At 41.0% G+C, this 16079-nt stretch carries 10 protein-coding genes; 6 read left to right on the top strand and 4 right to left on the bottom strand.

Annotation, left to right across the window (positions count from 1 at the left end):
- Positions 1-5 precede the first annotated feature (5 nt).
- Both DW917_RS05420 and DW917_RS05425 read right to left on the bottom strand, forming a co-directional pair.
- Positions 6-449: a GtrA family protein gene (locus DW917_RS05420; RefSeq protein WP_022110344.1), complete on the bottom strand. Its 444-nt coding sequence runs from the start codon at positions 447-449 to the stop codon at positions 6-8.
- 49 nt (positions 450-498) lie between these two features.
- Positions 499-1356, bottom strand: a complete 858-nt coding sequence (locus DW917_RS05425) for an enoyl-ACP reductase (protein ID WP_118117032.1) — start codon at positions 1354-1356, stop codon at positions 499-501.
- Between the two features lie 283 nt (positions 1357-1639).
- Between DW917_RS05425 and DW917_RS05430 the strand changes: the two genes are divergently transcribed.
- The 3 genes from DW917_RS05430 to DW917_RS05440 all read left to right on the top strand — a co-directional run bounded on the left by DW917_RS05430 (position 1640) and on the right by DW917_RS05440 (position 7771).
- A complete protein-coding gene (locus DW917_RS05430; protein ID WP_118117033.1) occupies positions 1640-3061 on the top strand; it encodes an ATP-binding protein in 1422 nt (473 codons plus the stop codon).
- Between the two features lie 244 nt (positions 3062-3305).
- Entirely contained in the window at positions 3306-6278 is a 2973-nt protein-coding gene (locus DW917_RS05435; protein WP_118117034.1) for a TonB-dependent receptor, read from the top strand.
- Between the two features lie 23 nt (positions 6279-6301).
- A complete protein-coding gene (locus DW917_RS05440; protein ID WP_118117035.1) occupies positions 6302-7771 on the top strand; it encodes a RagB/SusD family nutrient uptake outer membrane protein in 1470 nt (489 codons plus the stop codon).
- Between the two features lie 108 nt (positions 7772-7879).
- Here the strand turns inward: DW917_RS05440 and DW917_RS05445 are convergent, their stop codons facing one another.
- Complete coding sequence (locus DW917_RS05445; protein ID WP_118117036.1) at positions 7880-9133, bottom strand: ATP-binding protein; 1254 nt, start codon at positions 9131-9133, stop codon at positions 7880-7882.
- Positions 9134-9572: 439 nt separating this feature from the next.
- Between DW917_RS05445 and DW917_RS05450 the strand changes: the two genes are divergently transcribed.
- Positions 9573-10352 carry a hypothetical protein gene (locus DW917_RS05450; RefSeq protein ID WP_118117037.1) on the top strand — a complete coding sequence of 260 codons (780 nt, stop codon included), beginning with the start codon at positions 9573-9575 and terminating at the stop codon, positions 10350-10352.
- A 231-nt stretch (positions 10353-10583) separates the two neighbouring features.
- Positions 10584-12146 carry an ATP-binding protein gene (locus tag DW917_RS05455; protein WP_118117038.1) on the top strand — a complete coding sequence of 521 codons (1563 nt, stop codon included), beginning with the start codon at positions 10584-10586 and terminating at the stop codon, positions 12144-12146.
- Positions 12147-12287: 141 nt separating this feature from the next.
- Here DW917_RS05455 and metG read toward each other — a convergent pair whose 3' ends face one another.
- On the bottom strand, positions 12288-14354 hold the full coding sequence (metG, locus tag DW917_RS05460; protein WP_118117039.1) for a methionine--tRNA ligase: 2067 nt from the start codon (positions 14352-14354) through the stop codon (positions 12288-12290).
- Between the two features lie 321 nt (positions 14355-14675).
- Here metG and DW917_RS05465 point away from each other — a divergent pair, with 321 nt between their 5' ends.
- Positions 14676-15989, top strand: coding sequence for a Fic family protein (locus tag DW917_RS05465; protein WP_118117040.1), 1314 nt, complete (start codon positions 14676-14678; stop codon positions 15987-15989).
- Positions 15990-16079 lie beyond the last annotated feature (90 nt).

Here is a 16079-nt window from a genome sequence, read left to right on the forward strand (position 1 = left end):
AGCTATTATTTCTTGAGAAAGAATCTTACCAGTAGGAAGTTTACCGGTATGCAGATGCAGAGCGTAGGAATCATGGCCATCTGTTTGGCTAATCCCAAACCAACAAAGAGGTTGAGGAAGAGTGTCTGCATACTGTAGTTCACGATATGTGAGAAAGTGAAACCAGCCCCTCGCTTGGCATTGGCTTTCACTTTGAAGGTGTAGCGGGTGCTTGCAATGAAGTTGAAGATGAAACTGAGAATATAAGCCAGTGTGTTGGCAACAGTAGCCAGTGTGTGGTCGCTGTTTCCCAATGCAGGGATAAGGTTTGCCAGCAGCGGCATGGCTGCAAGATAAATGACGTATTGCAGGACGGTAGCAATACCACCCACGATTGCAAAACGGACGACCTCGCCAAGTTTCTGACGCTTGGCGAGGTCTATCTGGTTATATTTTTCCTTGATATTCATATACTAATGTCTATCGTACAGGATGAGTCTTGGGTCTGAAAGGTCTGGATTATCCGTAGATAACCTTACCGTTCTCGTCCTCATAAGGAGCCAGATCCTTGGCATACTGGTTCATGGCACGGAGGCTCATACCCATTGATGAGAAACCACCATCGTGGAAGAGGTTCTGCATGGTTACCTTGCGGGTGAAGTCAGAGAACATCATCACGCAGTAGTTAGCGCAATCCTCAGCTACGGCGTTTCCGAGAGGAGACATCTTATCAGCGAAGTCCATCATGTTCTCGATGTCCTTGATTCCCTTACCAGCTGTAGTAGCAGTAGGGCTCTGAGAGATGGTATTGATACGCACGTGCTTCTCACGTCCGTAGATGTAACCGAAACTGCGGGCGATGCTTTCGAGCATGCTCTTAGCGTCAGCCATATCGTTGTAACCGAAGAAGGTACGCTGAGAAGCCACGTAGGTAAGGGCTACTACAGAACCCCACTCGTTGATGGCGTCGAGCTTCTTGGCTACCTGCAACATCTTGTGGAAAGAGATAGCAGAAATATCCAGAGTCTTATTCAGGAAATTGTAATCGAGATCATCGTAAGTACGGTGCTTGCGTACGTTAGGGCTCATAGCAACAGAGTGGAGCACGAAGTCGATTTTGCCACCGAGTTTCTCCTGAGCCTCAATGAATACCTTTTCCAAATCTTCAACGCTGGTCGCATCAGCTGCGATGATAGGGGCGTTGATTTGTTCAGCGAGCTTGTCGAGAGTACCCATGCGAAGGGCCATAGCTGTGTTACTGAGTGCGATAGTTGCACCTTCCTCAGCAGCCTTTTCGGCTACTTTCCAAGCGATAGATTCCTCATTGAGTGCACCGAAGATGATGCCACGCTTGCCTTTTAACAAATTGTGAGTCATTGTTATCTTAATACTTTTGTTTAATAATAACGGCTTTCCTTCTTATATATAATAAGGTATAAGACCGTCTGTCTTACCTTGCCGTTGAAATCGTGCGCAAAATTACGAAAAATGTGCAATATAAGCAAGCTTTTTCGATAAAAAGTGATGTAAACGTTTTCTTTTTCTCCGATAATTTGCCAAAACCTTTAAAAAATCTCAATTTTGGCAAGTTATTGGATTGGATAACTTGCCAAAATCGATTATTTTTTGTAATTTTGGCAAGTTATTAGATTTTTAGCTTATGGATAAACTGATAGGAAGAAAGCTTGAACAGGCTAAACTTCAGGCTTGTATGGAGTCTGAACGCTCTGAATTTGTAGTCGTCTATGGTCGTAGGCGTATAGGAAAAACGTTTTTGGTAAGACGTTTTTTCAAGGACAACTATGCTTTCTCATTTGTAGGAAAACATGAAATGAGACGTGAACAACAATTGGCCGAGTTTGCTAAAGAACTGATGTGCTATTCTCATTCAACTTTTGTTCCACAGCTGAAAAACTGGACAGAAGCGTTTGATGCTTTGCAAAGATTATTAGAAACTTACAACATTCCAGGAAAAAAAGTTGTTTTTTTTGACGAAATGCCTTGGATGGATACACCTAAATCAGATTTCGTATCGGCATTGGAAAACTTCTGGAATGGATGGGCCAACATGCGTGATGATATTGTATTGGTGGCTTGCGGATCTGCCACATCATGGATGGTGGACAAACTCCTGCATAATCAGGGTGGACTTTTCAACCGCATTACCCAAAAAATTTATCTTCGTCCTTTTAAACTGAGTGAGATGGAGCAATATCTGGATGAAAAGCATTTTGGATGGAACCGTTATCAGATAGCCCAATGCTACATGATATTGGGCGGTATTCCCTTTTATCTGACATTGCTCAATCCCAAACTCTCCCTATTGAGCAATATTGACGAACTTTTCTTTGCAGATGCTCATGCCATGCTGCGAACCGAATATAATGAATTGTATTCCACCTTGTTCAAACGTCCAGACAACTATCTTGCAGTCATCAGGATGCTGACCGAACGGAAAGAGGGATTTACCAGAAAGGAAATCAACGAGAAAACTAAATTGGGTGGAGCTGCACTTTCTAAGATTCTGTCTGATTTGGAACAGTGTGATTTCATCTTTTCTTATGCCCGTTACGGCAATGCCAAGAACAATGCAATCTATCGCATCAAGGATTTTTATACCTTATTTTATTATAAATATGTGAATGGAATAGATACGAAAGACAGTCTTCGTTGGACTCATCTTTCATCTACGCCTCAGGTGTCAAGTTGGCAAGGCTTCAGTTTTGAACTTCTCTGCCTACTGCATTTGGATGAAATCAAGAAGGCTTTAGGGATAGATAGAATTCTCAATGATGCAAGTGCTTGGCGTAGCAGGCAACCCGAACAGAATACGCAAATCGACTTGGTGATAGAGCGTGCCGACCATAATATCAACCTTTGTGAAATGAAGTTTTCTTCAGGCATGTATGCTATTGATAAAGGTTATGAACAGAAATTGAGAGAACGCATGTCTATTTTCCTGGCAGAAACCATGACCAGATGCAGCACCCGCATCACCATGGTTACCACCTATGGAGTATTGCAGAACAAACATTCAGGCATTGTAAATGATGAAGTTTTGCTGGATGATTTGTTCGAATGAGATTCATTTTCTCCTTATACAACTTTGGTATGTATAAGGAGAAAAACGTAACAAATAGTAAGCAGAAATGTGCTATTCCTTACTAAAACCATATATTTTTGCCAAGTAATTGCATTTTTATAACAAAATATTTGCAAATATCCAAAATAAATTATAATTTTGCAGCCGATTATAGTAAATTTATAAATTTTATCAAAACGAGAGAGATTATGATGAAAAGAATCGCAATGTTGATGGGGGGGCAATTCTCAGTTGTGGAGTAGCCTTTGCTCAAACATCCGTTACTGGTAAAGTAGTAACTTCAGAGGATGGTGAGCCTGTTATAGGCGCATCAATCAAGATTGTTGGTACTAATACTGGTACTGTTACCGATGTGGACGGTAACTTTTCTATCGTTCTTCCTCAGGGTAAGAATTCTGTGAAGGTTTCTTACATGGGTATGGAAGACAAAACAGTTACAATTAAGGGTAATAAGATTCAGATTGAATTACGAGCAGACCAAAAGACCCTTGATGAGGTGGTTGTAACTGGTTATGGTGTCCAAAAGAAAGCCTCTTTTACTGGTGCAGCTTCTTTACTAAATGGTGCTCAGATTGAGAAGAAGAGTGATGCAAACTTTGTTAAGGCTTTGGAGGGTAATGTGTCTGGTGTACAGATGAATAACTCTACAGGTCAGCCTGGTACATGGGGCTCAATCTATGTGCGTGGTCGTGGTTCTCTCAATTCTGGTACTCAACCTTTGTATGTCATTGATGGTATGCCAATGAACTCTGATAAGGAAGGTACATACACTGGCGAGGGTAACTACCTGGATCCTATGGCTTCTGTAAATCCAGAGGATATTGAGACTGTTACTGTTTTAAAGGATGCTGCTGCAACTGCTATTTATGGAGCTCGTGCAGCCAATGGCGTGATTGTTATTACAACCAAGAAAGGCACAGAAGGCAAGTTGAATATCAATGTTGATATCAAGCAAGGCTTTACTTCTATGGCCAATAACAATATGGACTATGCCAATGCAGAGCAGACTATGAATTTGTATGCACAAGGTCGTGTTGCTGCAGGACAATACAGCAATATTGCTGATGCAAAAGCTTTCTTGACAGAATATTATGAGTGGGATGGTAAGAGATCTACCAATTGGATAGATGAGGTTACTCGCCATGGTTATTACCAAGACTATAACATCAGTGCTCAGGGTAAAACTGGCAAAACAGGTTTCTATATCAGTGCTGGTTATCTCGATACAAAGGGTTTGGTAATTGCTTCTGACTTTAAGAGATATTCTGGTCGTGTCAATGTGGAGAGCAAGTTCGGTCGCTTTGCTGTAGGTGCTAATGCTAACTATGCCTTCTCTATTAAGAATGGTTCAAGTCAGTCAACTGCAGGTGCAATGAGTAATACTATGACCGCTGCGATTTCTATGATGCAACCATTCTATCCAACTCATGATGAGGAGGGCAAATACTATGGTTATACTTACGGCTTATATAACCCTCTTGCTCTTGCAGATAAATTGGGTAATGTATACGAAAGTCGCAATGAGACATTGAACTTGAATCCATACGTGCAAGTTGATATTTGGAATGGTATTTATTTCCGTACAAACTTAGGTGTAAATATCATGAACTATCGTGAGTATGAATATATGTCTGCTATTTATGACCCACAGGGAATGGAAGATTACAATGGTTATGGTGACCAATTCAATTCTCGCTCTACAACAATTACTTGGAACAATGTGCTTGGTTGGAACAAAACTTTCAACAATATGCACAATGTATCTGTTATGTTGGGTCAAGAGATGCAGAAGAAATCATATTATTCTGACCATTATACAGGTTATGATTTCCCATTCGCTTCTTTGGGAATGAACAAACTTTCTACAGCAGGTAAGTGGGAAGATCCTAAATATGAGCAGAGAGAGGCAAGATTGGCGTCTTATTTTGCTGATGCACATTACTCATATCTTGATAAGTACTATGCATCTGCATCTTTCCGCCGAGATGGTTCTTCTGTGTTTGGAACAGATAACCTTTGGGGCAATTTTTGGTCTGTTGGTGCCAAGTGGCGTCTTTCTTCAGAGACGTTCTTGAAGGATAATCCTATTATCACCAATGCCACACTTCGTGCATCTTATGGTACTGTAGGTAACCAAGACATTGATTGGTATGCTGCACGTGGTTATTATATGGCAGGTCACAACTATGATGGTGTGGTAGGTATTGCTCCAGAGTCAATCTCTAATACAAAGTTGACTTGGGAGACTTCTAAGAAATTTGATGTAGGCTTTGACCTTTCTTTCATTGATCGCATTCATTTGTCTTTGGATTACTATAATGAGACAACATCTGATGCTTTGATGAAAATGCCATTGTCTATGACAACTGGTTTGGCTAGCACTTATAAGAACATTGGTAAGATTCGTAACCAAGGTATCGAAGTAGATTTGAAGGCTACTATCATGCATAGTAAGGACTTGGATTGGAATGCTTATGCTAATATGACTTGGAACCAAAACCGTGTGGTTAAGTTGTCTAGTGGTGAACCTATCGTCAATACATTGACGATCAACGAAGTGGGCTATCCATACAATGAGTTCTATATGAGAGAATATGCAGGTGTGGATAAAACCAATGGTAAGCCTCTATGGTATAAGAATGAAACTGGTGATGAGACAACAAGCAATTATAGGGAGGCTGCAAAGCGTCATTTGGGTTCTGCTGATCCAAAGGTATTCGGTGGATTTGGAACATCTATCAATTGGAAAGGACTTGATGCTAGTTTAAGCTTCAATTATCGTTTGGGTGCTAAGGTCTATGATTATGGCGCAGCCTTTACAGGTTGGGGTATGCGTGAGATGACACCGCTCAAAGATATGGCTCTTAACTCATGGACAGAGGATAATCCTAATGCAAAATATCCTCGTTATGTTTACAATGATCCAGATAATTCAACAAATACCTCTTCTCGCTTCCTTATGAACGGAAGTTACTTACGCTTGAGTAATATTACATTGGGCTATACTTTGCCATCTTCTTTGACAAAGAAGGCTTTCATGCAAAAGGTACGTATTTACATTTCAGCAGATAACTTATACACTTTTACTGCAAGTGACTTTACTGGATATACACCTGATACATACGATAATGGCGTTATCGCATGGCAGTATCCTGGTGTGACTACATTTGTAGGTGGTATTCAGATTACTTTCTAAAAAGATTCAAATTAAGGAATAATATGAAGAAACATATATTAGGTTTACTGTTTTTGTCAGTAGCAGGAACTTGTTTGACAAGTTGTGGAGATGACTTTTTGGACACCAAGAACTATTCTGGTGTAGATGTGGACAATGGTTTGACAGATGCATCTTCTGTAAGTAATGCCGTAAATGGTGAGTACGATTGGTTTTATCATTATTATTTTGCAGGCGATTTCGCAACAATGATTGGTGATATTCCAACAGACTTGTCGTATTGGAATGGTTCTACAGGTCATATGGATGCCATCTATTCTTATACGATGACAGATGAGGAAAGCTATTTGCTTTATATTTGGAATTATGGTTACAAAGTAATTGATAATTCAGCGAGAGCAATTAATGCAGGTAAGAAATTGTATGAGACTTCCACAGAGGAAGATAAGAAGACTTTGGATGTCGCTTTGGCTGAGGCTTACGCTCTTCGTGCTTATGCTAAACTTGCTTTAGTCAATATCTATGGTCATCAAATCAAGGTAAATGGTCAGGATTTTTCTGATCAACCAGGTATTGTAATTTCAGAGGAGCCAATTAAGGCTTTCGAGCAGGTATCTCGCTCTACGGTAGGTGAAACATACACGTCTATTGTCGCCGATTTGAAAAATGCGATTGAGCATTTTGATAAGGCTGGTGTAGATAGAGGCAAGAAAGTTTACTTTACCAAGGCAGCAGCAGAAGGATTGTTGGCTCGTGTTTATCTCTATATGGAGAAATGGTCTGACGCTGCGTCTTATGCTCAGCAAGCTCTTGATGATGCAGACGTGTCAGCATTGGCAACAACGGCAGATGATTACAAGGCAATGTATTCTTCTACAGGGGTAAATACAGAAAGTTTGTTCTATTTGTCTATTGACGATAAGCATAACTGGTCTGCAAACTCTTGTGGTACATTGTGGTCAACATATAGCTTTAGTCCAAGTCCAAAACTTCAGAAGATGTATGGTGCAAATGATTGCAGAACTTCTATCTTCATTTGGGATGCTTCATCTACACCAACCAAGCCTGTCTTTAAGGGTGGTAAGTTCCCTACCGTAACAACGACAAACTATTTGATCAATGCGCCAGAAATGTATCTCATTAAGGCAGAGGCTAAGCTTCATGGAACTACTGACACAGATTTTAATGAGGCTAGAAATTCTTTGTTAGTTGTTGCAAAGCGTAATGCGGATATTACTTCTGCCGAGCAGTTGGGTACAACAAAAGATGAGGTTCTTGCTTTCTTGAAGGATGAGCGTGCTCGCGAATTGTTCCAGGAAGGACTTCGTTTGTATGATTTGCGCCGTTGGGACGAAAAGGCATCTGTATATGCTTATGGTGCCCCAGAGGTGAAGTTCACTTTTAACAATTATAAGATTTCAGACTTTGTATATCCAATTCCTGTTGACGAAATCAATGCAGGTTTTGGTGTTGCTCAGAATGACTGGAGCAAGACTTTGCCAAAGGCAAATTAATTTCAAAGACAAATATTTTTAATCAACGATATAGGAATGCCATGAGTGGCATTTTCTATAAATCTCTCTGGAGAGGCTGGCTGTGAAGCTCGCCTCTCTTTTTCGATTTTAGATGTTCAAACTGTCTGGATTCATCAAGAAATCATAAATGTTCATGGTAAGGATACCTTCCTCGTTCTGGTAAGTCGGAGTGGGCGTTCCTACGATGACGATTTTCTTGAAACTGTCTTTTATGCGCAAAAGAGAGTTGAACTCTTGTTTCATTTTTTCTTCTGTTGGCAAGGCATAGGCAGACTGTATGTAGCATCTCTTATAGCCCAGATTGCAAACGAAATCGACTTCTAATGTACTGCGTTGCCGCTTACCATCCTCTCCAATCGTAAAAATTGGTATTTGTCCCACATCAACAGAATAGCCTCTAATACGCAATTCATTGTATATTGCGTTTTCCAAGAGATGTGTAAATTCTGTCTGGCGAAAATTAAGTCTGGCGTTACGTAACCCTAAGTCTGTGAAGTAATATTTGGATGGTGTGTCAATGTATTTCTTGCCTTTGATGTCAAATCTGATGGATTTCTCGATGATAAAAGCATCTTGCATCAAGTCTAGATAGTTCTTGATGGTATCTTTTGAAAGACTGCTTTGTTTGACAGATTTGAAGCAATTTTCCAACTTTGTTGGATTGGTTAGGCTGCCAATATTTGAGGCGACCAAGTTGATTAGCTCTTCCAAATCGTCATCTTTCTTTATTTCATATCGTTCCTTGATGTCACGGATATAGGTATGAGTAAAAAGGTTCTTGAGGTACTCTACTTTTCGCTCAATTTCATCCATTGTGACCACTTGTGGAAGTCCACCATAGGTGAGATATTCATTCAATAAATCTTCACGATTACCTTCTTTTGCAGACATAAACTCTTGAAAGCTTAAAGGCGTGATACGTATTTCGTCGCCTCGTCCTCTGAACTCTGTAATTACATCTTTAGAAAGGAATTTTGCATTGCTACCTGTTACATAAACGTCTGCATTTGTGATTTTGAGATAGCTATTGAGTACATCCTCAAACTCTGCCACCAACTGTACTTCATCAAGGAGGATGTAATATTGTTGAGAGTCTGTCATCCTTGAATCTATATAGTTCAACAAAGCATCAGGATTTCTTAGAGCGGCATTACGGCGGTCTTCCATATCAACCTTGATAATATGCTGTTCATCTACTCCTTGTTCTAAGAGATAGTTATGAAATAAGGTGAAGAGAAGGTATGATTTGCCACATCGGCGCATTCCTGTTATTACCTTTATCATGCCATTACCCTTGCGGGCAATGATTCTGTTTAAGTGAATATTACGTTTTATCTCCATGTTATTCGATTTTTTTGTGATTTATCACACTTTTGTCGAGTGCAAAGTTAGGAATATTATATGTAATCACCAAATATCATTCGATTTTTTTGTGATAAATCACACTTTTGACGAATACGGGGACAAGAATGCTGGCTGTGAAGCTCGCCTCTCCTTTTTCATATATTGTTAAAGGTAAACACTATTAGTCTTTTAAGCAAGCCAATGGAATAACCTTGACTCCATCAGGGCGAGTGTATGCCATACTGCCCCCAGTAAGTAAATTTTCTTCGGGCATGAAAGCTTAGTTTGGTGTCGCTGAATGTATGTTCAACGACGTTGAACATAGACTTCATGCGGGTTTAGTGACTTTTTCATGGGGCTTTATATTCTTTTTCTTGCGAATTATTAGACTTATTCAAGCAATTCTTTGTAATTTTGCATGTAAAAACATAAAGAGATGAAAATAGTAGAAAGAAATATGGTAGGAAAGAAGAGCCAAGAGGCTTGTGAGGATGGTGTCGTCGTGACTGATGATTTCATCGCAGTGATTGATGGAAGTACGAGCAAGACTCCTACGCATCTTTCGCCTGACATGAAGAACGGACGTTATGCGATGGTGCTCATCTCGGAATTTATCAAAAAGGAATTAAAGGCTGAGGCTTCAGTTGATGACTTCTGTCAGGGTGTTTCTTCCTATATATATAATAAGGTGTATAAGACTTTAGGCATGGAAGAGCGGATGAAACTGCATCCTGAAGAACGACTCACTGCTTCTGCCATCGTCTATTCCTGTGTCAGGAGAGAAGTGTGGATGGTGGGTGACTGTCAGGCACTCATCGGTGGCAAACTTTACGAAAACAACAAACCTTTTGAAGAAGAGATTGCCGCCAGACGTGCGAGCCTCATTCAACAGGGAATGCCTCCGGCAGATGCACGTAAGGCTATTGAACCGCTGCTCATTCAGGCGATGCTCAACGGACAGAACATTCATTATGCGGTAATCGATGGATTTCCTATCTACCGTGAAGGTGTAAAGGTCATTTCTCCAGCCATAGGAGAAATCGTTCTGGCAAGCGATGGATATCCGTTCCTGAAACCAACTCTTGCCGAAAGCGAGGCTGCCCTGCAGGCTCAACTCGCAGCCGATCCTCAAAACATTTCCTCTTTCCTCGCCACTAAGGGACTGCAGGAGGGAAATCATAGTTTTGATGACCGGTCTTATATCCGGTTCAAGTAAACATAAAAAAGTCCTATACCAGTAATATCCCGGTATAGGGCTATTGATGATCTTATTTTTATCCTATTTGATGATCTTGTCTTTTTTCCCTACCTGACTTCCTGGCTTTACCTTGCCAAGAAGAGAGGTCACGTTGAGGCTGGCAGTGAAGCTCGCCTCTCTTTTTTTGTCTTTTTATTTGCGTATCTAATATTTTATTCGTAACTTCGCATTGTCTAAAGAAATATAGCTATGGAAGAGATAAGAAAATACCCAGTAGGAATGCAAACCTTCTCTGATATACGAGAGGGTAATTATGTGTACGTTGATAAGACAAGGTATATTGTCGATTTCTTGCGTAATGGTTCTAAATATGTGTTTCTGAGTCGTCCTAGACGATTCGGTAAGTCGCTTTTTGTCTCTACGCTCCAGGCATATTATGAGGGCAGGAAGGATCTGTTTGATGGTTTGGCACTTGGCGAATATGAGAAAGAATGGGTGAGACATCCTGTTCTTCACTTCGACATGAGTACTGCCAAAAATCAGACCCCCGAGGGATTAGAAGAGATGCTGGGCTACATGCTTTCTGAATACGAGCAGGTCTATGGACGTGACGAATTGGCGGTGCAACCGAGCCAGCGTTTGCAGTCTTTGGTTAAGCGTGCCTGTAAGCAGACGGGGCAAAAGGTGGTCGTTTTGATAGATGAATACGATGCTCCTCTCTTGGATGTCGTGCATGAAAAGGAAAGTTTGATGCCATTGCGCTTGGTTATGAGGAAGTTTTATAGCCCATTGAAATATTTAGACCCTTGGCTGGAATTTATCTTTATCACGGGTATTACCAAGTTCTCTCAGTTGAGTATCTTTAGCGAGATCAACAATTTGGATAATATCAGCATGTTCGACCAGTATTCTGCTATCTGTGGTATCAGCAAGACAGAACTTCTGACAGCGATGAAGCCTGATGTTGAGTTGTTAGCCAAGTCTTTGGGAAAAACTTTTGATGAAACGGTTGCCGAGTTGAGTTCATATTATGATGGTTATCATTTCAGTAAAAAATCAGAAGATGTGTTCAATCCGTTTAGCCTGATTAAAGCTTTGAGAAGTCAGGAAATAGCAGCTTATTGGTTTAGTTCAGGTACTCCATCTTACATTATCAACACTTTACGCAAACATCATGTGGGTGTGATGGATATTGAACAGAAATCTGTAGGAGTGGATGATTTCGATGTCTCTCCTGAGCAGATGACTTCAGCTTTACCATTGCTTTATCAGAGTGGGTATCTCACCATCAAGAAGTATAACCCTATCTTGCAGAGCTATCAGCTGGATTATCCAAACAAGGAAGTGTGTGTGGGGATGATTCGCTCCTTGGCTCCTAACTATCTCTCTCCAATATCGTTGAACAATAATAGTTTCATCTTCGATTTTTTGGAGCAACTATATGACAATAACATGGACGGTGCGTTGCAGAAAATGCAGGCTTATCTTGCCAGTATCTCCAATCGACTTGCCAACAAGAACGAGAAGGATTTCCAAACGGTCTTTTATCTCATCTTTAATTTGATGGGTGCTTACATCTTGGTGGAGGAGGATAGTGCAATAGGCAGAGCAGATGCTGTTCTTCACATGCCAGATACCATTTATGTGATGGAACTGAAGTTTGATAAGACGGCTGAGGAAGCTTTGCAACAGATAGATGATAAAGGCTATCTTATTCCTTATTCTGCTGATGGCAAACGACTGGTAAAAGTAGGAATCAACTATGACAGCCAGAAGAGAACCATTGGTGAATGGAAGATATTAGAAGGGTAAATAATGATGGCGCTGACCTTTACCGTAGGTTATCGCTTTACGTTATAAAAGAATAATTTGGATAGAAATAAGAAAAGCCTCAAATCCGCAAAGGATTTGAGGCTTTTGCCTTATCTGATAATCAGATGATTCTATGATTCTTTATCCTACCTGGCTTCCTGGCTTAACCTTGCCAAGGAGAGAGGTAACGTTCAATGAGCCGTCGAAGTTGACTGCACTCAGAATCATACCCTGGCTCTCGATACCCATCATCTTGCGAGGAGCAAAGTTTGCAACGAAGAGCACGTCCTTACCGATCAACTGCTCTGGCTCATAGTAGGCGGCGATACCTGAACAGATAGTACGCTCAGTACCAGTACCGTCATCGATGGTGAACTTCAGGAGTTTCTTAGACTTCTTTACCTTCTCGCAGTTCAGAATATGGCCCACGCGAATGTCGAGCTTCTCGAAATCATCGAAGCTGACCTCTGGCTTGATAGGTGCAGCCTTGTATTCAGCCTCCTCGTTAGCCTTCTTGGTGTCAGCGAGTTTCTGCAACTGTTTCTCGATGACCTCATCCTCAATCTTCTCGAAGAGCAACTCTGGCTCACCGAGCTGAGTACCCGCCTTGAGCAAGTCTGTGCTGCCCAACTGGGTCCATTCGAAAGTTGGCATGTTGATCATCTTGCGCAGTTTCTCAGAAGAGAAAGGCAAGAATGGTTCGAAAGCGATGGCGAGGTTGGCTACCAACTGGAGGGAGATGTTCAGGATAGTCTCCACACGCTTAGGATCGGTCTTCCAAACCTTCCAAGGCTCACATTCTGTGATGTATTTATTACCGATGCGGGCGAGGTTCATAGCCTCTTTCTGAGCCTCACGGAATTTGAATACGTTGAGATACTGCTCCACCTTCTCCTTCACGTCTTTGAATTCTGCGATAGCCTTTTCATCTACCTCCTGCAGTTCGCCGCAAGCAGGAACTACACCGCCCCAATATTTCTTAGTGAGTTGGAGAGCACGGTTTACGAAGTTACCATAAACAGCAACCAATTCAGAGTTGTTGCGCTCCTGGAAATCCTTCCATGTGAAGTTGTTGTCCTTGGTCTCAGGAGCATTGGCTGTCAATACATAGCGCAAAACATCCTGCTTGCCAGGGAGATCTACGAGATACTCGTGCAACCAGACTGCCCAGTTACGAGAGGTAGAAATCTTATCATCCTCAAGATTCAGGAACTCGTTGGCAGGAACGTTGTCTGGCAGGATATAGTCGCCGTGTGCCTTCAGCATAGTAGGGAAGATGATGCAGTGGAACACGATGTTGTCCTTACCGATGAAGTGAACGAGACGAGTCTCAGGATCCTGCCACCATTTCTGCCATGTGCCCCATTTCTCAGGCTGTGCATCGCAGAGTTCCTTGGTATTTGAGATGTAACCGATAGGTGCATCAAACCATACGTAGAGCACCTTGCCCTCAGCACCCTCCACAGGAACAGGAATACCCCAGTCCAGGTCGCGGGTCATCGCACGAGGCTGCAAATCCATGCCAAGCCAGCTCTTGCATTGGCCGTAAACATTGGTACGCCACTCCTTGTGGCCTTCCAAAATCCATTGCTTCAGCCAGTCCTGATACTTTCCTAAAGGCAGATACCAGTTCTTGGTAGGCTTCTTCACGAGACCGTGTCCAGGATTGTTCTTGTTGGTTGGGTTGATCAACTCTTCAGGCGAAAGTGTAGCACCACATTTCTCGCACTGGTCACCATAGGCACCTTCAGCACCACAGCGAGGACAAGTGCCCACGATGTTGCGGTCTGTGAGGAATTCTCCTGTTACCTCATCGCAGAACTGCTCCTCTACCTTCTCTTCGAGTACGCCCTTATCATAGAGAGTGCGGAAGAAATCAGAAGCAAACTTATTGTGAACTTTTGAGGTCGTACGGCTATAGATATCAAAGGAAATGCCGAACTCCTCAAAACTTTTCTTGATCAGATTGTGATAGCGGTCCACCACCTCCTGTACGGTGATGCCCTCTTTCTTGGCACGGATGGTTACAGGCACACCGTGCTCATCACTACCGCCGATGAAAACAACGTCTTGTTTTTTGAGTCGGAGATAGCGCACGTAGATATCGGCTGGCACATATACACCTGCCAGGTGTCCGATATGTACACCACCATTGGCGTATGGCAAAGCTGCCGTCACAGTGGTACGTTTGAAATTTTTCTGTTCCATATTAGCTAATATACATTTTTTTGTTATTTTGGGTGCAAAATTACAAAAAATAGTTGGAAACTGGGAAGTTTTTCGATGCTTTTCTTAATATAGTAAGGTGTGACTACGGAAAATAATGCGGAAAACCCTTCAGATGGCTATTTTAGAAACAATAAGAAGAGAGTTTTGTATGCAAAAGAAGTGAAAAATAGGGGAAAATGCTCGAAAATAGAGGAAATTAGGGGAAAATAGAGGAAAATTTCCCCTAATTTCATTTTTTATTATTATATTTGCAGGCAAAATAGATATGATTTATATGCTATCCGTAAATAATAATGTAAAATGATAGAATCTCCTCCAAAATTCTCTGAAGCTAATGAACAAGAGTCCATTAAGCTGTTGGTTAATCCTATATATGGTGACCTTTTAGCAAAAATAGATGATGGTTACTACTATTGGGACAAGGTGAAGTATATGGTTCCTTCGGGCATTCTGCCCGAAGTGCTTTGGCAGGCTGTAAAGTTTAAGAGGCGGTTGAATGTTATAAATCTCAAGTTTGGAAAGTTGCAATTTCATTTTACGATAACAAGTAAGATGCAGCAACTTCTTCATGAGTTTGATATGAATTTTGGCGGTAGCCTTGGTGCTGGTGGTATTATTCCTGAAAAAGACCACAAAGTGTATTTGTTAAGTTCTATCATGGAAGAGGCCATTGCTTCTAGCCAAATGGAAGGAGCTTCCACGACGAGGAAAGTGGCGAAAGAAATGTTGCGTAAACAAGCAAAGCCTATCAATAAAAGTCAACAAATGATAGTCAACAACTATGCTACTATCCAATATTTGGTTGCGCATAAGGATGAACGTTTTAGCTTGGAGGCATTATTGAATATTCATAGACTAATAGCCAAAGAGACTCTTAATGACTCTTCTGATGAAGGTGCATTAAGGAAAGATGACAAGATATGTGTCATGAATGATATTACAGGAGAAATAGTTCATACACCTCCATTTGCAGCAGATTTAAAAGGTTTGTTGACAGACTTATGTAACTTTGCTAATGACGATAAAAATGAACCATTCATTCATCCCATTATTAAAGGTATTATTATTCATTTTATGTTGGCGTATTTTCATCCGTTTGTTGATGGTAATGGGCGGACTTCTCGTTCTTTAATTTATTGGTATCTCTTGAAAAAAGGCTATTGGCTAACTGAGTTTCTGTCAATTTCGCGAGTTATTTATAAAAGTAAGAACCAGTACGAAAAATCTTTTTTGTATGTTGAGCAAGATGAGTTGGATTTGTCTTATTTTATCGTGTATCATCTACAGGCGATGAAGAAAGCATATGAGGCTTTGCAGGTTTATCTTCGGAAGAAGATGAAAGAAAGAGAGGAATATTACCAATTTCGTGGTTTTAGTAATATCAATGAGCGTCAGGGACAAATTCTAAAGATCTTTAGTGAAAAACCTAAGACGCTCTTGACGGCAAAAGAGGTATCTATACGTTTTCCTATTACAATAAGGACAGCTCGTACAGATTTACAGCATCTTGTAGAATTGAAGTTGTTGGCAAAAGCACCTATAAACAAGCGCATGGTTGGGTATATCAGGGCTGAAGGATTCGAAGATATTTTAAAAGAATTGACAAATTTATAGTTTCTAATAATGAAAGTACGTATTTTTTATAAGTGATTGAGAATGAGACAAGTTTTTATCTCATAAAAAGAAGAGGTTACGAATTAGAAA

The organism is Prevotella sp. AM42-24, assembly GCF_003461825.1.
Lineage (GTDB): Bacteria > Bacteroidota > Bacteroidia > Bacteroidales > Bacteroidaceae > Prevotella > Prevotella hominis.